This is a genomic window from Endozoicomonas arenosclerae (assembly GCF_001562015.1).
In the GTDB taxonomy this organism is placed as follows: domain Bacteria; phylum Pseudomonadota; class Gammaproteobacteria; order Pseudomonadales; family Endozoicomonadaceae; genus Endozoicomonas_A; species Endozoicomonas_A arenosclerae.
Genome location: NZ_LASA01000052.1, coordinates 25,178 through 46,944 on the forward strand (window position 1 = coordinate 25,178; position 21,767 = coordinate 46,944).

Annotated in this window: 22 protein-coding genes; 15 read left to right on the forward strand and 7 right to left on the reverse strand. The window is 47.9% G+C overall.

Annotation, left to right across the window (positions count from 1 at the left end; translation table 11 throughout):
* Nucleotides 1–98 precede the first annotated feature (98 nt).
* The 6 genes from WG89_RS04375 to WG89_RS04400 all read left to right on the forward strand — a co-directional run bounded on the left by WG89_RS04375 (nucleotide 99) and on the right by WG89_RS04400 (nucleotide 8,895).
* Nucleotides 99–1,262 carry an isovaleryl-CoA dehydrogenase gene (locus WG89_RS04375; protein WP_062261841.1) on the forward strand — a complete coding sequence of 388 codons (1,164 nt, stop codon included), beginning with the start codon at nucleotides 99–101 and terminating at the stop codon, nucleotides 1,260–1,262.
* 343 nt (nucleotides 1,263–1,605) lie between these two features.
* Nucleotides 1,606–3,213 (forward strand): carboxyl transferase domain-containing protein, encoded by a 1,608-nt coding sequence (locus WG89_RS04380; RefSeq protein ID WP_062261844.1) that lies wholly within the window; start codon nucleotides 1,606–1,608, stop codon nucleotides 3,211–3,213.
* 17 nt (nucleotides 3,214–3,230) lie between these two features.
* The gene (locus WG89_RS04385; protein WP_062261848.1) at nucleotides 3,231–4,016 is read left to right on the forward strand and encodes an enoyl-CoA hydratase-related protein; all 786 of its coding nucleotides are present in this window, start codon (nucleotides 3,231–3,233) and stop codon (nucleotides 4,014–4,016) included.
* A complete protein-coding gene (locus WG89_RS04390) occupies nucleotides 4,013–6,019 on the forward strand; it encodes an acetyl-CoA carboxylase biotin carboxylase subunit (protein WP_245662872.1) in 2,007 nt (668 codons plus the stop codon). The genes WG89_RS04385 and WG89_RS04390 overlap by 4 nt, the downstream gene beginning before the upstream one ends.
* Entirely contained in the window at nucleotides 6,009–6,902 is an 894-nt protein-coding gene (locus tag WG89_RS04395) for a hydroxymethylglutaryl-CoA lyase (RefSeq protein WP_062261851.1), read from the forward strand. Before WG89_RS04390 ends, WG89_RS04395 begins: the two co-directional genes overlap by 11 nt.
* A 52-nt stretch (nucleotides 6,903–6,954) precedes the next feature.
* Nucleotides 6,955–8,895 carry an acetoacetate--CoA ligase gene (locus WG89_RS04400; RefSeq protein WP_062261854.1) on the forward strand — a complete coding sequence of 647 codons (1,941 nt, stop codon included), beginning with the start codon at nucleotides 6,955–6,957 and terminating at the stop codon, nucleotides 8,893–8,895.
* Nucleotides 8,896–8,928: 33 nt separating this feature from the next.
* Here WG89_RS04400 and WG89_RS04405 read toward each other — a convergent pair whose 3' ends face one another.
* Nucleotides 8,929–9,513, reverse strand: coding sequence for a hemerythrin domain-containing protein (locus WG89_RS04405; protein ID WP_062261857.1), 585 nt, complete (start codon nucleotides 9,511–9,513; stop codon nucleotides 8,929–8,931).
* Between the two features lie 480 nt (nucleotides 9,514–9,993).
* Here WG89_RS04405 and WG89_RS04410 point away from each other — a divergent pair, with 480 nt between their 5' ends.
* On the forward strand, nucleotides 9,994–11,487 hold the full coding sequence (locus tag WG89_RS04410; RefSeq protein WP_062261860.1) for a CoA-acylating methylmalonate-semialdehyde dehydrogenase: 1,494 nt from the start codon (nucleotides 9,994–9,996) through the stop codon (nucleotides 11,485–11,487).
* Between the two features lie 60 nt (nucleotides 11,488–11,547).
* Nucleotides 11,548–12,405 carry a DUF4922 domain-containing protein gene (locus tag WG89_RS04415; protein ID WP_062261863.1) on the forward strand — a complete coding sequence of 286 codons (858 nt, stop codon included), beginning with the start codon at nucleotides 11,548–11,550 and terminating at the stop codon, nucleotides 12,403–12,405.
* Here the strand turns inward: WG89_RS04415 and WG89_RS04420 are convergent.
* Both WG89_RS04420 and ald read right to left on the reverse strand, forming a co-directional pair.
* Nucleotides 12,379–12,846, reverse strand: coding sequence for a GNAT family N-acetyltransferase (locus WG89_RS04420; RefSeq protein WP_216638439.1), 468 nt, complete (start codon nucleotides 12,844–12,846; stop codon nucleotides 12,379–12,381). The genes WG89_RS04415 and WG89_RS04420 overlap by 27 nt on opposite strands.
* 148 nt (nucleotides 12,847–12,994) lie before the next feature.
* The gene (gene ald, locus WG89_RS04425) at nucleotides 12,995–14,116 is read right to left on the reverse strand and encodes an alanine dehydrogenase (protein ID WP_062261870.1); all 1,122 of its coding nucleotides are present in this window, start codon (nucleotides 14,114–14,116) and stop codon (nucleotides 12,995–12,997) included.
* A gap of 45 nt (nucleotides 14,117–14,161) precedes the next feature.
* Here ald and WG89_RS04430 point away from each other — a divergent pair, with 45 nt between their 5' ends.
* From WG89_RS04430 to efpL, 4 genes are all read left to right on the forward strand, one after another.
* Nucleotides 14,162–14,455: a hypothetical protein gene (locus tag WG89_RS04430; RefSeq protein ID WP_062261873.1), complete on the forward strand. Its 294-nt coding sequence runs from the start codon at nucleotides 14,162–14,164 to the stop codon at nucleotides 14,453–14,455.
* A 12-nt stretch (nucleotides 14,456–14,467) separates the two neighbouring features.
* On the forward strand, nucleotides 14,468–14,674 hold the full coding sequence (locus WG89_RS04435) for a hypothetical protein (protein WP_153301425.1): 207 nt from the start codon (nucleotides 14,468–14,470) through the stop codon (nucleotides 14,672–14,674).
* A gap of 95 nt (nucleotides 14,675–14,769) precedes the next feature.
* On the forward strand, nucleotides 14,770–15,192 hold the full coding sequence (locus tag WG89_RS04440; protein ID WP_062261879.1) for a DUF3301 domain-containing protein: 423 nt from the start codon (nucleotides 14,770–14,772) through the stop codon (nucleotides 15,190–15,192).
* 130 nt (nucleotides 15,193–15,322) lie between these two features.
* On the forward strand, nucleotides 15,323–15,889 hold the full coding sequence (gene efpL / locus WG89_RS04445; protein ID WP_062261882.1) for an elongation factor P-like protein EfpL: 567 nt from the start codon (nucleotides 15,323–15,325) through the stop codon (nucleotides 15,887–15,889).
* A gap of 7 nt (nucleotides 15,890–15,896) precedes the next feature.
* Here efpL and WG89_RS04450 read toward each other — a convergent pair whose 3' ends face one another.
* Nucleotides 15,897–16,343, reverse strand: a complete 447-nt coding sequence (locus WG89_RS04450) for a hypothetical protein (RefSeq protein WP_062261885.1) — start codon at nucleotides 16,341–16,343, stop codon at nucleotides 15,897–15,899.
* Between the two features lie 266 nt (nucleotides 16,344–16,609).
* Between WG89_RS04450 and WG89_RS04455 the strand changes: the two genes are divergently transcribed.
* On the forward strand, nucleotides 16,610–17,098 hold the full coding sequence (locus tag WG89_RS04455; protein ID WP_153301426.1) for a hypothetical protein: 489 nt from the start codon (nucleotides 16,610–16,612) through the stop codon (nucleotides 17,096–17,098).
* 114 nt (nucleotides 17,099–17,212) lie between these two features.
* Complete coding sequence (locus tag WG89_RS04460) at nucleotides 17,213–17,818, forward strand: DUF416 family protein (protein ID WP_153301427.1); 606 nt, start codon at nucleotides 17,213–17,215, stop codon at nucleotides 17,816–17,818.
* A gap of 4 nt (nucleotides 17,819–17,822) precedes the next feature.
* On the opposite strand, the gene WG89_RS04465 is transcribed toward WG89_RS04460, so the two are convergent.
* Together WG89_RS04465 and WG89_RS04470 are read right to left on the reverse strand one after the other, a co-directional pair.
* Nucleotides 17,823–18,929: a hypothetical protein gene (locus tag WG89_RS04465; protein ID WP_062261894.1), complete on the reverse strand. Its 1,107-nt coding sequence runs from the start codon at nucleotides 18,927–18,929 to the stop codon at nucleotides 17,823–17,825.
* Between the two features lie 85 nt (nucleotides 18,930–19,014).
* The gene (locus WG89_RS04470; RefSeq protein ID WP_062261896.1) at nucleotides 19,015–19,377 is read right to left on the reverse strand and encodes a hypothetical protein; all 363 of its coding nucleotides are present in this window, start codon (nucleotides 19,375–19,377) and stop codon (nucleotides 19,015–19,017) included.
* A 187-nt stretch (nucleotides 19,378–19,564) separates the two neighbouring features.
* Between WG89_RS04470 and WG89_RS04475 the strand changes: the two genes are divergently transcribed.
* Nucleotides 19,565–19,768: a DUF2788 domain-containing protein gene (locus WG89_RS04475; RefSeq protein WP_342669248.1), complete on the forward strand. Its 204-nt coding sequence runs from the start codon at nucleotides 19,565–19,567 to the stop codon at nucleotides 19,766–19,768.
* Nucleotides 19,769–20,106: 338 nt separating this feature from the next.
* On the opposite strand, the gene WG89_RS04480 is transcribed toward WG89_RS04475, so the two are convergent.
* Nucleotides 20,107–21,552 (reverse strand): DASS family sodium-coupled anion symporter, encoded by a 1,446-nt coding sequence (locus WG89_RS04480; RefSeq protein ID WP_245662873.1) that lies wholly within the window; start codon nucleotides 21,550–21,552, stop codon nucleotides 20,107–20,109.
* Nucleotides 21,553–21,767 lie beyond the last annotated feature (215 nt).

The window sequence follows — 21,767 nt, forward strand, 5'->3', positions numbered from 1 at the left end:
GGCTGTGGCTAACAAATTAGAAATGTCTACGGCCATACAATGCCTATAGTCTAATAATGCCTATAGCTAATAAAACAATATAAGCAAAGAGACGTTCGATGAGTTACCTGACATTCAACTTCAATCTGGGTGAAACCAATGACATGCTGAGAGAGCAGGTCAAACAGTTTTGCGACCATGAAATCGCCCCTCGTGCCCAGGATATCGATAGCAGCAACCAGTTCCCCATGGATCTCTGGCAGAAGTTCGGAGAGATGGGCCTGTTAGGTATTACGGTAGAAGAAGAATACGGCGGTTCCGGCATGGGCTACCTCGCTCATGTTATCGCCATGGAAGAAATCAGCCGCGCTTCTGCCTCTGTAGCCCTCAGTTATGGTGCCCACTCCAACCTCTGCGTGAATCAGATCAGACGCAACGGCACGGAAGCGCAAAAGCAAAAATACCTACCCAAACTGATCAGTGGCGAGCACATTGGTGCCCTGGCCATGAGTGAACCCAATGCCGGTTCAGATGTGGTCAGCATGAAGTTGAAAGCTGAAAAGAAAGGCGACAGATATATTTTAAATGGCAACAAGATGTGGATCACGAATGGTCCCGACGCCAACACCTATGTCATCTATGCCAAAACAGAGCCAGAGAAAGGCTCCCGCGGAATCACAGCGTTTATCGTTGAACGGGACTTCAAAGGTTTCTCCCAAGCTCAGAAACTCGACAAGCTTGGGATGAGAGGTTCAAACACTTGTGAGCTGGTGTTTGAAGACTGCGAAGTGCCAGAAGAAAACGTACTGGGCACTTTGAATGAAGGTGTAGCTGTCCTGATGAGTGGCCTGGATTATGAGCGGGTAGTCCTGTCAGGTGGCCCCACTGGTATTATGCAATCCTGCATGGATATCGTGATTCCCTACATCCACGACCGCAAACAGTTTGGTCAGTCCATTGGCGAGTTCCAGCTGATTCAGGGCAAGGTGGCTGACATGTACAGCCAGATGAATGCCAGCAAAGCTTACCTTTATGCCGTCGCAGCGGCCTGTGATCGTGGCGAAAGTACCCGAAAAGATGCCGCTGGTGTCATCCTGTACTGTGCTGAAAGGGCTACACAGATGGCACTGGACGCTATCCAGATTCTGGGGGGTAATGGTTACATCAATGACTACCCGACAGGTCGATTGCTCAGAGACGCCAAACTCTATGAGATCGGCGCCGGAACATCTGAAATCCGTCGTATGCTCATTGGCAGGGAACTCTTTCAGGAGTCTCGCTGATAGAATCCAATTGCGCCATGCAGCATTGCTCATCTGAGTCTATGTGTAATGCTGCCTGCGCCTAGGAGCCTGACCGAGAATAGACAGCTCGGCCTAAAGTACAGAAAGATCGGCCAGATTTTCCGTTGAATTTGATTAAATAGGTCAACTATTCGCACAAATCCAACGAAAAATCTGGCTCAACCTACTGAACTTTATGCTCGAGCGCTATTCTCGGTCAGGCTCCTAGAGCAAATAAAAAAACAAGAATAATAACTCTGAAACAGCCATGCCCTGATCTGCTATCTATTCTCATTCAGTTCAAGGTCATGAGCCAAAAACGGTTTTATCACAGGCGATCGATATGCCCGTATTACCATCAAAAGTAGCACCCGACAGTCCCGAATTCCATAAGAACCGGCGACATATGCAGTCCCTTGTGGATCAACTCAACTCACGGTTTGAGACCATTGCCCAGGGTGGCAGTGAAAGATCCAGAGAAAACCATATTGCCAGAGGCAAATTGTTGGCCAGGGATCGAATAGCACAATTGCTCGACCCCGGTTCTCCCTTTCTTGAAGTAGGCCGCTTTGCTGCTGCCGATATTTACGACAATGACGCACCCTGCGCTGGTGTGGTAGCCGGTATTGGTTTTGTATCCGGTGTTGAATGCATGATCGTGGCCAACGATGCCACAGTCAAAGGCGGTAGCTACTTCCCGCTCACGGTTAAAAAACATCTGCGCGCACAGACTATTGCTGAACAGAATCACCTGCCCTGCATCTACCTGGTCGATTCTGGAGGAGCCAACCTTCCGTATCAGGATGAAGTGTTTCCGGACAGAGAACACTTTGGCCGTATCTTTTTTAATCAGGCCAATATGTCCGCCAAAGGCATTCCCCAGATTGCAGCCGTTATGGGCTCCTGTACTGCAGGTGGTGCCTATGTACCAGCGATGGCCGACGAAACCATTATTGTCAGAAACCAGGGTACGATCTTTCTGGCGGGACCGCCTCTGGTGAAAGCCGCTACCGGAGAAGAAGTCACTGCTGAAGAGTTGGGCGGAGCAAAGGTGCACTGCGAACAGTCAGGTGTTGCCGACCATATGGCTGAAAATGACCCCCATGCACTGGAGCTGGTCAGACGCTCTATAGCCCGACTGAACAAAAAGAAAATCAATCCCATTCCTGTCGAAGAATCTGTTCCTCCGGTTTACAACCCCGATGAACTTTATGGATTGATTCCTTCTGACCTGAAGCAAAACTATGACGTTCGTGAAGTCATCGCCCGGATTGTCGACGGTTCAGAATTTGATGAATTCAAAGCCAGCTATGGCAACACTCTGGTCTGCGGTTTTGCCAGAATTCACGGGCATCCTGTGGGCATACTGGCCAATAACGGTGTTTTGTTTTCCGAGTCTGCCCAGAAAGGCGCTCACTTTATTGAACTGTGCTGCCAGCGACGCATACCTCTGGTATTCCTGCAAAACATTACCGGCTTCATGGTGGGCTCAAAGTATGAAGCAGGGGGCATTGCCAAAGACGGGGCCAAAATGGTGAACGCCGTGGCCTGTGCAAACGTACCCAAACTGACTGTGATCATTGGCGGCAGTTTTGGTGCAGGCAACTACGGCATGTGTGGCCGCGCTTATGACCCAAGATTTCTGTGGACCTGGCCTAATGCCAGAATTTCGGTCATGGGAGGAGAACAGGCTGCAGAAGTACTGGCACAAGTGAAGAAAGACAGTCTCTCCAGAAAGGGTGAAACCCTGTCACCCGAACAAGAAGCGGCCATCAAGAATCCGGTCATAGAAACTTATGAACACAAGGGCAACCCTGTCTATGCCAGCGCCCGTCTCTGGGACGACGGCATTATTGACCCCGCCGATACCCGGGATGTTCTGGGCCAGAGTCTTTCTGCAACCCTGAACGCCCCCATTGAAGATACCCGCTTCGGCGTTTTCAGAATGTAAGGCAGGGAAGAACAATTATGAGCAACCATCTGATTATTGAAACGTCCAGCCAGGGCGTTGCCAGCATCACCATGAATCGCCCCGAAGTGGGCAATGCTTTTAATGCAGAGCTTATTGGGGAATTGATTGCAGCCCTGCAGCAACTGTCAGGAGAAGAGACTCGGTTACTGCAGCTGAGAGGCTCCGGCAAACATTTTTCTGCTGGCGGTGACCTGAACTGGATGAAGAATTCCATCCATCTCAGCGAGCAGGAAAACTACGACGATGCACGAACATTGTCAGAGCTGCTATACACTCTGAATCACTTTCCAGCCCCCACCATGGCAGTTGTTCAGGGAGCAGCCTTTGGCGGCGCAGTTGGCCTTATTTCTGCCTGCGACATAGCCATCGGTGCTGACAACACTCGCTTCAGTCTGAGTGAAGTTAAAATCGGTCTGATTCCCGCTGTGATCAGTGCTTATGTTGCGCAAGCCATTGGTACTCGTCAGGCACGTCGCTACTTTTTGACCGCCGAAGTTTTTTCCGGAGAAAAAGCTCTGGAGCTGGAATTGCTTCACGAGCTGGTTCCGGAATCAGAGCTGAACAATAAAGCTGAAGAACTGACCCAACAGCTGCTTGGGAATGCTCCCGGCGCCACTCGGCTGGCAAAGAATATGCTGCATAAAGTCCACAACAGGCCCATTGACGATGAGTTTGTGGAAATGGCTTGCAGGGAAATTGCCCGAGTCAGGGTCTCACCTGAAGGTCAGGAAGGTCTGGCTTCATTCCTTGAAAAGCGGAAACCTTCCTGGAGGCAGCCATGAGCGAACAAAAAGCCATGAATTCGAACAAGAGTCTTCAGGACGTTAAGCACTTCGACAAAATTCTCATTGCCAACCGTGGTGAGATTGCCTGCCGTGTCATTCGCACCGCTCGAAAACTCGGTATCAAGACCGTCGCCGTCTATTCAGACGCAGACTATCAGGCGTTGCATAAAACACTTGCTGATGAGGCTTTTTACATTGGTCCGTCACCGGCTCAGGAAAGCTATCTGCGTAAAGACAAACTGATTGAAGTGGCCTTGCAGGCTGGTGCGCAGGCTGTCCATCCAGGTTATGGTTTTTTGTCTGAAAATGCCGACTTTGCCCAGGCCTGTGAAGAAGCTGGTATTCAGTTTATTGGCCCTCGTCATGAAGCCATCAGAGCCATGGGCTCAAAGAGTGAAGCCAAGGCGCTGATGGAAAAAGCCGGTGTCCCAATATGTCCGGGTTACCACGGTTCTGATCAATCGGATGAAACCTTGATAGCCGAGGCACAGCGCATTGGTTACCCCTTAATGGTCAAGGCGGCCTTGGGTGGTGGCGGCAAAGGAATGAGAATTATTGAGCAACCGGAACAGCTGCAGGAAGGCCTTCAGGCTGCTCGCCGGGAGGCACAGAAAAGCTTTGGCGATGACCATCTACTGGTTGAATCTTATATTGCCCGGCCTCGTCACGTCGAAGTGCAGATATTCTTTGATCAAACAAACCAGGGGGTCTACCTCTTTGATCGTGACTGCTCCCTGCAACGCCGACATCAGAAAGTCATAGAGGAAGCCCCTGCTCCCAATCTGTCAGACTCCATGCGTAAAAGTATGGGTGAAGCCGCAGTAGCCGCAGGTAAGGCAATCCAATACCGTGGCGCAGGCACCGTTGAGTTTCTGGTGGACGGTGAGCGTTTCTATTTTATGGAAATGAATACACGACTCCAGGTTGAGCACCCTGTTACAGAAGCCATTACTCGACAGGATCTTGTTGAGTGGCAACTGGCAGTAGCTGCCGGAGCTTCCCTGCCACTGACACAGGAACAACTGCAATGTCATGGTCATGCCCTTGAAGCTCGAATTTATGCTGAAAGCCCTGATCACGACTTCCTGCCCTCTTCCGGAAAAATAATGGGGCTCCAGTGGCCTGCAGAATCAGAGAATGTCCGAGTCGATACGGGTGTTCAGCAAGGAGATCATATCTCCAGTCATTACGACCCTATGCTGGCCAAACTGGTTGTCTGGGCAGAAAACCGTGAATCGGCGATCGACCAAATGTCCCGGGCTTTATCGGATTATCAACAGGCGGGCTTGAGTGATAACCGAGACTTTCTGGTACACCTGATTAATGAACCCGCCTTTAGAAAAGCCGAGTTATCCACCCACTTTATTGATCAATATCCACCCCAAACCGAATTGGATCACGGCCAGCTCAGAATCGCACTGACAGCTGGAGCCTTGTATCAATTCAACCAGCTTCAATATAAAGGGTCATTGCCAACGGCCTCCTTCTCTTCACAGATAACACTGTTCGTGAACCACCAGCAGTATGTTATTTCTCTGAAGCAAGAGTCCGAAGGCTTTAAGGTCATTCTCCCTGATGGTCACTGTCATGCAGACATCCACTGGTATGAACTGGAGCAAGGCTGTTACTCAGGTCAACTGTCAATCGCCAATCAATCAATCCATTGTCGTGTTGTAGCTTTACCAGAAGCCAGAATGAAAGTGTTTTTTCCACACTTTAGTGTTGAGCTGAATCTCTCGGGTCAATGTCTGGGCGCCCATGATGGTTCAGAAGCCATGTCTGCCCCCATGAATGGCACAGTGAGCTCAGTGATGGTCAAAGAAGGTCAAACTGTCAAAGCTGGTACTGCGCTTCTGGTCATGGAAGCGATGAAAATGGAACACACCATTAATGCTCCCTGTGACGGAGTTATTGATTCTGTTTATTACCAGGTAGGTGACAGAGTTGATGCCGGGTCATCACTAATGGCGTTCAAGGAGGAAGCAGAAAATGCTGCCTGAATCGGTTCGCATTGTAGAGGTTGGAGCCCGTGATGGGCTCCAGAACCTGCCAACTCCCGCTTCTGTGGAAGTGAGAGCACAGCTGGTCAATATGCTGGCTCAGTCAGGACTGAGACATATTGAGACCGGTAGTTTTGTGTCACCAAAGTATGTCCCACAAATGGCGGGTTCCGATCAGGTTTTCCAGTCTGTTGAAAAAAAGAATGGTGTCGTTTACGCAGCTCTGACTCCAAACCTGAGAGGCATGGAAGATGCCCTGAGTTCAGGAGCGGATGAGGCAGCAGTGTTTGCCTCAGCCTCAGAAGGATTCAGCCAGAAAAACATTAACTGTTCCATCGCAGAGAGTCTGAAACGCTTTGAACCGGTTATGGCCCTGGCACAACAGCATAATATTCCTGTCAGAGGTTATGTGTCCTGCATCATCAGCTGTCCTTACGATGGCATCACTGCCCCTCTGCAAGTCGCTGAAGTGACTCGAGAGCTGTATCAGATGGGCTGCTATGAAGTATCTCTTGGCGACACCATCGGCACCGGCACGCCTGTGAAAGTCAAAAAAGTATTGGAAGCCTGCACTAAGGATGTTCCCATGGAGCACCTTGCGGCTCATTTTCATAATACTTACGGGCAAGCATTGGCCAACATCTATGCTTCTCTGGAAGAAGGGCTGTCGGTGGTTGATTCAGCAGTTGCCGGACTGGGTGGCTGCCCATACGCCCCCGGTGCGTCAGGCAATGTGGCAACAGAAGATGTGCTCTATCTGATGGAAGGCCTGAACATAAAAACCGGCGTTGCAATGGACAAGCTACTGGAAGCAGCTACATTCATTTGCGGGCAGCTGGGCATAGAATCCCGCTCAAATGCAGGGCTGGCTTTAGGAGCCTGACTCAGGTGCTCATTGGTCACATACTTCAAGAACAATAACTCAGGATCAGAATATGACGCAGCTCTGGGCACCTGATGAAAGCCGGGTGCAATCTTCAAACCTCACTGCATTTATTCAGAAGGTTAACGGTAACACGTCGCAACACCTTTCCGACTATCACGAACTCTATGACTGGAGCATTCGTGATCGATACGCTTTCTGGCAAACCCTGAGTGAGTTTGCCGATATTCGTTTTCATGACCAGCCTTCCGATGTCTGTATTGACGATAAAATGCCGGGGGCTCAATGGTTTCCTGACTCAACCCTCAACTATGCAGAACACCTTCTTCGCCATAACAGTGACAAAGCCGCACTTGTTTTTCGCAGAGAAGACGGCCTTCGTCAAAGTCTGACGTACCATCAGTTACATAACGCAGTGGCTGAAGCTCAAGCCGGTCTCATTGCTGCAGGTGTCGGTAAGGGCGATAGAGTTGCTGCATTTATGCCTAACTGTCAGGAAACAGTGGTTATGATGCTGGCGACCACAGCGTTAGGAGCCATCTGGTCTTCCTGTTCACCGGACTTTGGTATTCAAGGTGTACTGGATCGTTTTGGTCAGATTAATCCCAAGGTTCTGCTCTGTGTGGACGGTTATCTTTACGGCGGAAAACCGATTAACTGCCTGGAAAAAATCAAAGCCATTCAGAGCCAGATCCCTGCCATTGAACAGACTGTCATTGTTCCTTTTTTAAATGACAGCCCTGAACTTGATGGGTTAACCAATGCATATTGGTACAACGACTTTTGCAAAGAAAATGATTGTCCACAGTTCATCCCGGTAGCTTTCAATCATCCGCTGTTCATTATGTATTCGTCCGGCACCACCGGTGCTCCCAAATGCATTGTGCATGGTCATGGCGGTACTTTGCTACAGCACTTGAAAGAACTGTCGCTGCACTCGGACATTAAACCGGAAGATACAGTTTTCTATTTCTCTACCTGTGGCTGGATGATGTGGAATTGGCTGGTCTCATCCCTCGCTCTGGGCGCCACTGTAGTCCTCTATGATGGCTCTCCATTCCACCCTGAGCCCAAAAGCCTTATGGATATGGCAGAGGAAGAAGGCATCAGTATTTTTGGAACCAGTGCGAAATACATTGCCGCTTTGGAAAAAGCCGGTGTTAAACCGGTTGAATCTCACTCTCTTCCCAGACTGAAAGCCATACTTTCAACGGGTTCTCCTCTACTGCATGAAAGCTTTGATTACGTTTACAGAGACATCAAGCAGGACATCTGCTTGTCGTCTATTTCCGGCGGTACTGACATCGTCTCTTGCTTTGCCCTGGGCTGCCCTATTCTTCCGGTCTACAAAGGCGAACTGCAATGTCGAGGTCTGGGCATGGCAGTGGAATTTGTGAACACCGAAGGCAAAGCGTTGCAGGAAGAGAAAGGCGAGCTGGTTTGTCAGGCTAGTTTTCCCTCCATGCCCATTGGCTTCTGGAACGATCCTGAAGGCGAAAAGTATCAGAACGCTTATTTTAACCAGTTCCCTGGTATCTGGGCTCATGGTGACTTTGGTGAGTTGACGGCCCATCAGGGGGTTATCATCCATGGTCGTGCTGATGCTGTACTTAATCCCGGAGGTGTGAGGATAGGTACGGCTGAAATCTATCGACAGGTTGAAAAAGTAGAGTCTGTTCTGGAAAGCATTGCCATTGGACAGGAATGGGAGGGTGATGTTCGGGTGGTTCTTTTCGTTAAACTGCGAGAAGGCGAAACACTGAATGACAGCCTGATCAGCGAGATCAAACAAACCATTCGGGCCAATACCACGCCCCGCCATGTGCCTGCTGTTATCCTGCAAACACCTGATATTCCCAGAACCATCAGCGGCAAGATTGTCGAGCTGGCTGTTCGTGATGTGGTGCACGGCAAAGCAGTGGCCAATACCGATGCATTGGCCAACCCTGAAGCCCTGGATTATTTCCGCAACCGACCAGAGTTGAAGGGGTAGAAGTTCGAGCCGCCATGATGGCGGCTCTTCTGTTTAATGAACCTTTGAAACGACGGGGTCAACCGGAGCGCCCACTACAAACTGATAAAGGTTTTCATAGGATTCCCAGACATGGGAGCCAAACAGTGGGTCAGGAGTATCCTTCAGAGTTTCACTCACCAGCGCAAAATCTTCTTCCGTGAGAATATTTTTCATGGCTGGAATGAGCACCCTGTTTTCCTTACGGATATGCGACCGTTGCAACTCAACGTACTTCTGATAATCCGCTAATAACTGGTTTACAGGGATCACCTGATCGCGGGTCAGAGCGCTGAAACGCTCAATCAGGCTAGTGGTCAGCTGGTGAATTTCTTCGTGCTCAGCTTCAACTTCTTCTATGGCTGCGCGCTGCTTAGCGTCTGTCAGCCTGGGGCGTAATCTTGATAAGAGACGGGTTTCGAGGGGATGGTGGAAGCTGTCTGGATAATTATGCAGGTAATCCAGAGCATCCAGGATCAGCCAGACTTTAGGGGTGTGCTCACTGTCATCCCTGTAGCCAGACATTTCATGATCCAGGCAGTCGAGCAAACGTAACAAATGCTCATGATCCTGAACTATTCTTTCGATCAACAACGACATGGCACTCTTCCTCTTTTGTTCTTCTTATTATGAAATGCCGGCCCTTAAAGAAGGCTTAACAGCCTCTTAATAGCCTGCATTCCTGCCCATGGCTGTGTAGAGTCATGGAGATGTAAACGCTCTCACAACGAGAAAGCTAACACCATTCTATTTACAGAATGTTTCCATTCGGCTCTTCCATGCCTCACTTCAGCTTCAATTTTTTATGTCAGTTCACCCAGAGTGTATCTGAGTAGTTATCTAGATTAACTGCATACTGCCCAAGACCAAAAGTCCTTGAGTAAGATATGTTGATTCAGGTCAAGATTCTCAGTCATACTCTCAATACAGGACAACTCAGTTGCCGTCGAAACATGACAGCAGCGGGTAGCAATGTGAGATAACTCATCTCTTCATGCAGAGGCCGATTTCCCGTAACCTTAAAAAGGTACTGGTTTCACTCTGAATAATAAAAAATAATGTACTGTAAGGAGCCCTGACATGAGTGCTCAAATTAACCATTTTATTGCGGGCCTTCCCTCCGCCCCCAGTGAACGTCAATTACCTGTCTTCAATCCCGCAACCGGCCAGCAGGAATCCTCTGTCTCATTGGCCAGCGCCATGGAAGTTGAAGTGGCTATTGCCACTGCAAAACAAGCCTTCGAGAAATGGCGAAACGTTACCCCCCTTAAACGGGCAAGATTACTGTTTAAATTCAAAGAGCTGGTTGAAAAGCATCGCGATGAACTGGCAGAAATGCTCACCCGGGAACATGGCAAGGTTCTGGAAGATGCCCAGGGCGATATTACCCGAGGTCTCGAGGTTGTTGAGTTTGCCTGTGGTATCCCCCATCTGTTGAAAGGTGAATTCACAGAAAACGTCGGCACCGATGTTGATGCCTGGTCTGTGAGCCAACCTTTGGGAGTTGTGGCCGGAATTACACCATTCAATTTCCCGGCTATGGTACCCATGTGGATGTTCCCTCTGGCCATTGCCTGCGGTAATGCTTTTATTCTCAAGCCCTCTGAAAAAGCCCCTTCTGTTCCCATGCGCCTGGCTGAATTAATGAAAGAAGCGGGTCTTCCTGACGGTGTTTTGAACGTCGTCAATGGCGATAAAGAAGCGGTCGATACGATCCTCAGCTCACCGGATATTCAGGCCGTCAGCTTTGTAGGCTCTACGCCTGTCGCAGAATATATTTATCAAAAAGGTTGCCATCACGGCAAAAGGGTTCAGGCCCTTGGTGGTGCAAAAAATCATATGGTCGTCATGCCCGATGCTGACCTTGACCAGGTGGTAGATGCTCTTGTAGGTGCAGCATACGGTTCGGCAGGTGAACGCTGTATGGCTATTTCTGTGGCTGTAGCCGTAGGAGATATCGCTGACGAACTAATTGCACGACTGGCTCCCAGAGTTCAGGAACTTAAAGTGGGCAATGGTCTTGAGTCTGGCATTGAGTTGGGCCCACTGATCAGTCAGGAGCACAGAGAGAAAGTCTCTGGTTATGTGGATGCAGGTATTGCCCAAGGTGCAAAGCTGGTTGTTGATGGCCGGAACTATTCTGTCGAAGGTCATGAAGAAGGCTACTTTCTCGGCGGCTGTCTTTTCGACAATGTAACGACCGATATGTCCATCTATCAGGAAGAGATTTTTGGCCCTGTTTTATCGGTCGTACGCGTTCCGGATTACCAGACCGCCGTCACCATGATTAATGATCATGAATACGGCAATGGCACATCAATTTTTACCCGTGATGGTGACAGCGCCCGGCAGTTTGCTCACGACATCCAGATAGGTATGGTGGGCATTAATGTTCCTATCCCAGTCCCCATGTCCTTCCACAGCTTTGGTGGCTGGAAACGCTCTCTATTCGGCCCTCTGCATATGCATGGCATGGAAGGGGTTAAGTTTTACACACGACGCAAAGCGATTACTTCCCGATGGCCAACAGGTATTCGTGAAGGTGCTGAGTTTGTGATTCCCACTATGAAGTGATTTTAATTCTGTAGTGCCGAGGGTATTCTTCTGACGCAATGACAGGACCGGAAAAACAGAATGATTACCCTCGGCACATTTATTCCAGGAACTTTTATTCCAGGTAGATTGTGGAATCGACTCTCTGAAGTATCCGATTCTGCCCGATCCAGCGGTCACCTGAAGTCCAGTAAAACCGATATTGAAATCATCCAGGACGGTCTGCCCTATGAAGTCCGGATTCTGAGTGAATCACGAAAAAAGCCTAACAGAACCGTAGCTCCATCCAGCCAGCCCAATCCATTCCTGCCCTATGATCCGGCTATGCATGTTGCTGATCTGGATACAGGTCATGTCCTGCTGCTCAATAAATTTAATGTTGTCGACAACCATTATTTGATCGTTACTGCAGAGTACGAGGATCAGGAACAAGCATTTGAGTTGAAAGAGTTTCAAGCCGTTTCACAGCTTCTTCCTGAATTCCCTCAGCTGGTTTTCTATAACTCTGGACGCGATGCAGGAGCAAGCCAGCCACACCGACACCTCCAATCTTTGCCTGTAAACAACCTTCCCATAGATTGCGCTCTGACTGAGATACCTGAGAAGCCAGGCAAGCTGGAGACACTGCCTTATGAACACCGGATCGTAAAGCTAAGCAATGAAGGCTGCAAACAAGCTTCTGAATGGCTGGAACTCTATCAGAAAATGATTGAAGAACTGGAACTGAACAGAAATGATGGTCGACTGCAGCCTTATAATTTCCTGATGACCGATCAGTGGATGATGATCATTCCACGAACCGGTGGTCGTTATGAATCCATCTCGGTCAATGCTTTAGGGTATGCCGGGCTCCTGCTGGTGAAGAACAGGGAAAGATTCGACCTGCTACTTCACCATAAGCCCAGCAAACTATTACGCAGTCTCTCGACTTTGTCTTAGATACATGGCTATATGAGGAATACCATCTTCCTCATAAATATCACCTTCAGGCCTGAAACCATAGGCTCCATAGAATGCCTGAAGGTGTGCCTGGCCACTGAGATAAAGGTCATGATCAGGGAAAAGTTCCAGAGACTTTTCGACAGCCCTCTTCATCAGGTCTTTACCAAGACCGGCTCCCCGAAATGATTCTGTAGTAATAACACGACCAATTGCTACCGTATCCTCAGCAGAGGAAGGTGGGATAATTCGGAGATAGGCCGCAAGATCTTGTTTTTCTTTGCCCCAACCCATGAGATGCCATGAAGACTGATCCACACCATCGGCATCGTGATAAGGGCAGTTTTGTTCAACAATAAAAACATCCTGCCTGGCTTTCAGAATGCTGTACACGTCTTGTCCGGACAGTTCTTTAAACTCGGACCACTGCCAATCAATCAAAATTCTGATCCCTCTGAACTCACTTGAGAATGTATTCACTTAAGTGAGGCAAAGTATCCTGCTGCCGGAGAAATCTCACAAGCATAAAAACAAAAAAACTCTGGCTGCTTTACACAACCAGAGTTTTTTATAAAGACGCTCTGAACGATCAGATTTCAGACAGCATCTCTGCAGCAGGTCTGTAGGTCAGGTTTTGTACCTGGGCCACACTTTCACAGGTTACAACGCCTTTGCAGACATTCAGGCCTTCCAGCAGGTGCGGGTTATCCTGAAGTGCTCTGCGGGTACCTTTGTTGGCAATTTCTACCACATAAGGCAGAGTGGCATTGGTCAGTGCTACCGTAGAGGTTCTGGCTACAGCTCCTGGCATATTGGCTACACAGTAATGAACGACACCATCGACAATAAAGGTTGGATCATCATGGGTTGTGGGTCTGGAGGTCTCAACACAACCGCCCTGATCAATGGCAACATCAACAATCACAGAGCCACGCTTCATTCTGCTGATCAGATCTTTAGTAACCAGCTTGGGAGCGGCTGCACCAGGCAGTAAAACACCACCCACCAGCAGATCTGCTGTCAGTGCATGTTCTTCAATGGAATGATGGGTAGAGAATACGGTTTTGATCCGGTTGCCATAGCGGGCATCCAACTGTCTGAGGGTATCAACAGAACGATCCAGAACAACAACGTCTGCACCCATACCTACGGCCATGGCTGCTGCATTCTGACCAACGACACCACCACCAATAATGACCACTTTTGCCGGATCAACACCCGGAACACCACCCATGAGAACACCACGGCCTGACTGGGACTTTTCAAGACAGTGTGCACCGGCCTGAATAGACATACGACCAGCTACTTCTGACATCGGAGCCAGCAGAGGAAGACGTCCCCGGGCATCAGTTACGGTTTCATAAGCAATACAGGTGGCACCGGATTCAATCAGGTCCTGGGTTTGAGGAACATCTGGAGCGAGATGAAGATAGGTGAAGAGGGTATGGTCTGGACGAAGTCTTGCTCTTTCTACAGCCTGAGGCTCCTTAACTTTAACGATCAGCTCGGCCTGTTCGAAAACGGCTTCAGCGCTGTCAACAATAGAGGCCCCGGCATTCTTGTAACAATCGTTGGTAAAACCAATGCCAGCTCCGGCATTCATTTCAACAATAACTTCATGTCCCTGTTCCACGAGCTCCTGAACTGCAGCAGGTGTTAACCCGACTCGATATTCGTGATTTTTAATTTCTTTTGGCACACCTACCAGCATATCTTCCTCCAGTTTAAGCTTTGCCTAGCAGTTATATTCCAGTATATGGCCTTTGCCTCAGTTAAATATTCCTTATTGACTCTTTTTTCAGAAGGTTTTTCTAAAAACCATAACCTCACAAACAAAATCACCAAAAATCAGTTTTTAGTAGCATTTACACAAATAGAGACAGATTCAACACTCTGTAAAGCTCTGTCAGCGCTGGGAAAAAGAGTGCTTCAAGTCAAAAAAACGAAATGTGCCAGTGTTATTCTAGCCTCGAATTCCAAAGCCAGTCTTGCGGCTGAGCCGATGGAATGGACTACCGGGATGGTAGACATTGTTTATATGGAGCAATAGCTGGAGGCCGAAGTGCCTGACACAGTATTCATGCTTGAGTATCTCAACCGCATAGGTGTAGACATCAAGCAATTCGTTGACCAGAAAGCCCTGACAGCCGAGTACTTTCGAAGGATTTACAGAGTAGACGCCAGAGAAAAACTTTTGGACCAGGATGGCAAGCCCGTTGGTAAGGCCAGCAACCCAAGATGCCTGACTGAGAATAGACACCTCCATTAAGTCCAGATCTTCCTGCCCTGTTTATTCTCTAGAACTTGTAAATGTGCCCTATGGAAGCATAGCTTTTGTACCTTGCTTGCCTATAGAATGCCTTCATGGACATTATCATCTGGATGCTAATAGGCGCAGCATTTGCCTGGTATTGGGCAGATACAACAAAAGCAAGAGAAATCGCCATTCGCCATGGCAAGAGAGCCTGTAAGGATATGAATCTTCAGTTTCTTGATGGGACTGTTGTACGCTATTCATCCCGACCTCGCCGCGGCCCCGATGGCCAGATCCATTTGGCTCGAGACTTCAGCTTTGAGTTCACTCCGGATGGGATCAGACGCTACCCAGGCCACATTCGACTGTTGGGCAAATATCTCCAGATAATGGATCTTCAGTACACCCGCCCGGAAGAGGAGCAGAGCAGTAATCTGATACTGTCTACCGAATACTCTGAAGATCCGAAGCCTCAAAGCACCCACTCATCTAACGTCGTTGACCTCTCCCGATACAGAGGCACTCGCCACTGATACGAGCTCGATAGCAGGGAGGCTGGAATATAATCCATCGCCTTCAGAATGAAATACAGATTGACCCCTCAAGACTGACTCTGCCCTGTGATAGAATTTGCTGAATCCTTTTTTACTGAGGTTGAAGTCAATGGCATACGCCAAAGATCTGAAGAAAGGTCAAATTGTTCAGATTGAAAATCAGTACTACATCGTCCGCCAACAGGAAACTAAGAGTCCATCCGCGCGTGGCGCTTCAACGCTTTACAAGTTCCGTTTCAACTCTGTGCCCGGTGGCCAGAAACTGGAAATGACCTGCACCGGCGATGATCAATTCACCGACGTTGACCTACTCCGCCGCACTGTTTCATTCCTGTATCGTGAAGGTGATGAGTTTACCTTTATGGACAGCGAGGACTACAGCCAGTATCTGGTTAACTCCAGCACTATTGAAGAGCAGCTCCCTTATATGTCCGATGGGATGGAAAGCCTCATCGCACTTCTTGTCGATGGACAATTACTCGCCATTGAGCTGCCCTCTTCTATTGCCCTTGAAATTGTCGAGACTTCTCCGGCCATAAAAGGTGCCTCTGCTGCCGCCAGAACCAAAACTGCTCGCCTGAGTACCGGACTTGAAGTGCAAGTACCTGAGTATCTGGCTAATGGCGAGATCATCAAAATCAATACTGAAACTGGAAAGTTCATGTCCAGAGCCTGAAGCTGGATTAATCCTGGGCTTCAAAATTCCTACGGTTCAAACCATAGAACAGTGCACTGCCTGCCAGTGCACTGGTAAACACATTCAACAACAGCACTAATACATTGACGTAGTCATCCAATGACTGGGGATTCAAACCAGACATATTCAACCATTCATAATTCAGCAATAGAAGTGTCTCTAACATTTCATCTTTAGATAAAACAATATCCAGTGACCCTAAAGTTCCAAAGAGAATCAGAAAAAGGCTGACTGCAATATAATGCCATGGCTTAGTGGCCTGATTGAGCGCCCACAACAGATTTAAGATCACTATTCCATAGCCGATAAAGCCAAATACCGGAAATTTCTTATAAATTTCCAGACTCAGGGAGAGAGCCAGTAGCAGTACAAATAAAAGAAGGGAGAAAAGCCAGTGAATTACGAATCGTTGATCCCTTTTTATACCGTTCATCCTGGCCACCTTGAGTAATTATTTCACAATATAATAACGACAAAACATACATATATTATGTCGCTATATTGCCCGGTAAATTCAAGGCACATTGACCGGAGCATGCTTAACTTATTTAACAAGAGTCTTTCTCTTGCCAGCATGGTGTATAGACTGGCAGTATAACTGGATGAAGCGTTGTTAGCGCTACGCTAAGGAATAGCACCATGGATGGAAGCAATTCTTTAAATAGCTGTAATACGTGCTGCAAGTGGGGATCATGTTTAATGATGAGCCTGTTCCCGGTTATGGCACTGTCTGATTCAAAAGGTGATTACCACTCGGGAACACCTCATTACAGTACTACCTATTCTCATGATGTCTCAGTTATTGACCCTTTCAATACTCGCGTCATAAACCGCAATAAAAGTGTCAATAGAATGCCTGAGCTGTCTATTCGGGAAAAATCCAAAATCAATCAGAAAAAAGTCAGTGCTTTTGTTTATAAGGCGGTTACGGATCCTAAAAAGCTTGCAGAATCCGCAGCAGCCAGTGCCGCTCTTCTGGGTCTTGATTACCTTGGTGCCGCCAAACCTCTAAAAGAAAGCATGGAATTCATTAAGGAAAAAACACAATTTGAGTTTGGTGACTGTGGCAAGGTTCGGTTTAGCAGTAAAGTCAAAGCAGAAACCTGCATGTTCGAGAACTCAAAAATCGAGCTTAATTCCGATTACAAACTGGACTCATTCACCGTTAACTTCAAGTGGTCCCTATAAGAGAAGGGCAAAGGCGTAACCCCCTTCTCCTCCCCTGAATTTATCATCACCAGTGCCTTCAAGACATAATCCCGCTAGAATCCCTCACCAGATATTCTGGTCTGAGGTCTAACCTTGAATACACACAAACAATACGCACTTTTTTTACGGCAACTTGAAAAGCTCTCTGGCTGGAAACTGACGGCTATGAGTGCTGCGGTCTGTGAAAGAAGCTGGCCCAATTTTGCCCTGTTTGCAGAGCTTACCGATTTTGGTCAGCCGGATGATGTCCGCCATAGCCTGGATATGCTTTGGGACAATGTTGCCGGTTACCAGTCCGCCAAAAATTTTGAACGTCTGCTGGAAAAACTGGAGCCCAATATCCCGGATCTTGAAGAACTGGATATGTTCGGGGCTATTCCCGCCCATGACTGTATTGTCACTATGATCTGTGCAGTTAATTGCGCTATGGAGCCCGATGCAGGGGAAACGGCCAGTGCCATGACTCTGTCTCTGAGTACTATTGGCAAATTCATTAAGTACACGGAAGCCGAGGAGCTCAAAGGTACAGAGCTACAGCAGTATATTGAACAGCATGAATTATACGGTCAGCAGATCGAGTTTATGCAAGAAGTTCTGGAAATGATCAGCCGATGCAAACAGAGCCCTGATGCTATGAAACAGGTCAGGGCTCTGGCCAAGAATGACGGTATAAGCCATATTGGGATCGGCCTCGAATAGCCTATTACTTCACATTGTTAATGATATCTCTCAGTAACGAATAGATTTTATTCTGAGAGTTGGACATTGCATCGTAGTTTTGATTATAGGTCGACATAGCCCGCTGCAGCTGGACTGTCTGCAGCTGGTTACTGCCTGTCAGGTTTTCTTTTGCTGCGTTCAACGATGTCTTCAGAGAAGCCCACTCTTCTGGTGTCAGGTTACCGGTTCCACTGGCATCAGAGTAATTAATCTTCAAAAGATTACTCAGGATATTACGTTCCTCCTGGGTCAGCACCGGTGTTCCGCCGTTAACCTCATTCGCAAAGCTATTCTGAAAAGCCACTTTTCGAGCGGCATACCCACTGAGCGTCGCATTCGGGTCATTAGGATCCTGACTGGTCATCTGTGCGGTATTAACGCCATCATATTCCCAGGAGTGCAGCCCACCCGCTTCAAGCAATACGTAGCCATCATTATTAGCAGCATCCAAGGTTGTGCCATCAAGGTTAGGAGCCCCAATAACAGGGTTAGCTGTATTCAGATTTGTAACGGACAACCCCTGATTACCTCTGGTGATAGAAATACCAGTGATATCAGCCAGACCACCTGACAAATTGGAAGGATCGAAAGGAGTGCCCGAAGCTGACGTCTGAAATGTAATCTCAGTACCATCGTCCAGAACCATAGTCATATCATTCATCACCGGAATACCCACCTGATTGGCATCCGCAATGGACCCCTGGGCCACAGGTACTAATGTCTGATTCTGATAATTGAGCTGATTCCCTTCGGCATCCACCAGAGTAAAGGTTGTATTGCCTTCAGAGTCTGGCTGTATAGCAATTCCATAGCCATTATCCAGGACAATATTATTGCCGTTGGTTGTCCAGGAAGTAGCGGTATATTGACTGGTACCATACTGGGCGATATTGGATTTATTGATCAGGTTATTCACATTAACCAGCAGCTGGTTAGAGGTTTCTATCTCACCAACAATCCTGCGGACCTCAGAGTCCAGCATATTTCCTCGCTCAAGATAAACAGCTGAGATAAAGTCCTGCTGACTGAGCTGGGAAGAATCAACAACATTAATGTTGTTATTATTGTTAACTCCATTAACGGTAGCCATTAATAGCCGCCCCTATCATCCTTGTGAGTATTCAATAAAATGTGCTGCATGTCCTTTATGGCAATAAGCAGCGATTTTTAAGCGATCAAACAAATCCAGTCCGATGCCTTCTGCCGGTTGACCTTGATTTGCTCTTTGGAGCCAGCAGCCGGTTTGCCAACCTGATCTCCTTCCGCTTTAGTGAGGCCTCATGAGCCAGATCACCTTTCAGTTCATCATTGAACTTAATAAGCTCCTGACGGGCTTTATGCTTATAGTTGGCTGACCAGGAATCTCCGTTTATAAAATCCCGTAGCTTCTTTTTATCCATACCTACAGAATTCATAAAGTTTTCCTGCTTGGAAATATCTTTCCGTGCGGCTTTAACTACGACTTCGGATTCCTGTTGAACAAGCCAGGACGACTTCTTCATCTTGGTGACATCGATCAGTCTGATACGGGAGGCCATGTCCTTTCTCCTGTTGGCAAAAATCCAGCCTGTACTCCTCTATCAATGGCTGCTTCTTGCTTATGGCACTTTGGATACTCTCCAGCTTAACGTTACTTCCCGTTTACAACTGCCGGTTCTTCTTATTTCAGTGTAGACATAGAATTCATCGGAGATAGAATGTGCATGCTTATTCGCTGGAGTATCGATGATGGATATCGACAATTTTGAAAGCCTGATGATGAAAGTCCTCCTCACGGCTTTAGTGCTGTTTATGGGCTTTATCGTTTATGATCTGGCCAAGAAGTCGAAAGCGGGAAAGTTTGGCACAATGGTTCTTTTTGGTGCCTTATGTCTGGGTGTTCTGGGATTTGTTCTCAAAGGCGTGTTGATGAAAACGATTGGGGGTTAATGCTCTCAACCTCTTTTTGTTAAGAAGCCCCCAAGGCTGTGAGTAGATTCAATTTCTCACAGACAAAAAAAATCCGGGCCAATAACCCGGATTTAATAAGAACGAACATGACAATGAACAGATTGACAGGCAATCCGCTGGAGTACTGTCAACACTCCATGACAAGAGATAAGTTACGGAGCAGCTTATCTGGGGCTTATTTTGCCTCTATTCCCTGAAATCAGAATCCGTATAAGTACCTCAGTATTCCAGAAAAATTCAGACTCAAACACCACTTAACACGCACTTATCACTTAAAACGGCGTAATCCTGTCACAAGCTTACAGATTCTCACCCACTCAGAGATACCCCAACCATGATAACCAGAATGTACCCACAGTAAGCCAGATAGTCAGGTAGACAATACTCATGACAAATCCGGCTTTCCACCAGGTTTTCAAGGGAACATAGCCCGTTCCATAGAGTATGGGGGCAGGTCCATTACCGTAGTGAGTCACCACTGCACAAATATTGCTGAGATAGGCAAGAAGCAGAGCGGCTCCCAGAGGAGGAACACCTGTAGCCAGAAGTATCACTAAAAAGCTGGCATACATGGCACTGATTTGAGCCGTGGTCGCAGCAAAGAAATAGTGGGCAAAGTAATAAATGATACAAATTGCCACAAGACTTACCGCTGCGGGCATACCTTCAAACCAAAGTCCGACATATTGGCTTATATAGGAAACGACCCCATAAGCACTGAGGTAATGAGCCATAGTGACAAAGGCACCAAACCAGATCATGGTATCCCATGCCCCTTTATTACCCTTAACTTCATCCCAGTTCAGGACACCACTAAGCAGAAGAATGCAAACACCTACCATAGCCACCAGAGCAGGAGACAGCCCTAGATAACGGCCACTCACCCATAATGTCAGCAGGCCAACAAACGTGGCCCCCATAATCCATTCATCACGTTTTAATGCTCCGAGCGCTTTCAACTTTTCATCAGCCAGAGAAACAGCCTTTGGCGTTTCTCTGATCGTTGGCGGCGCCACACGAGAAAGGATCAGAGGCATCACGAGAAGGCAGAGTAAGCTTGGTAGCAATGCCCCCAGAGCCCAGCCACCCCAGGTAATATCAATGTCCTGATCAGCGGCCAGCTTAACCACCAGAGGATTACCGGCCATAGCAGTCAGAAACATACCGCTGGAAATAGCATTAGCATGAAAAACCACCAGCGTCAGAAAGGTTCCCATTCGCTTGGCAGTATCACCAGGATGGCTGTCGTAAACCTCAGCGATCGACTTCATAATGGGAGAAACAACAGCGCCCGCCCTGGCTGTAATACTGGGCATGGCAGGTGCCAGCAGTACGTCTGTCAGCGTCAGCCCATACCCTAACGTCACTGTCTTCTTGCCCAAAAGCCGCATGAAGCAGTAGGCCATTCGAAGCCCAAGACCAGTTTTAATAAAACCGTGGGAAATGAAGAAAGCCAGCATAATCAGCCAGGTGATGGGTTCGGCATAGCCTGCCAAAGCCTGCTTCATCGTTAGCGTCTGGGTTAGCCCCAATGCAGCAATCCCCATAAAGGTTACTGCAGACATAGGCATCGGCATGACCATTACTCCCAGCAAGGTGCTGAAGAAAATAATCATGATCTGCCAGCCTTTGGGATCCATGCCTTCAGGTATCTGGCAATTCCAAAGTACAAGGCCCAGCAGAAAGGGAGCCAGATAACGCATCAGGGTAATGGGCAGAGACAGGCTGGACTCCTGTACTGTAGAAGGTGATGTAGCAGACAAGGCATACCTCTATGATGTAATTTTTTTAGGGGTCGTCCTTCAACCAAAACAAATGTTCCTTTCAATGGTCTGACAAGAGCTTTGAGTGGCATCCTCATGACTTAACGGCCTGACTGATCAGAACCCACCGCTCAAAGACACAAGCCCTTCACTTTTCGAGAAAGTGAACTGTCTTTTTGCTCGAGATTGAACAATTAGAGTTTAGTTCAGGGGTT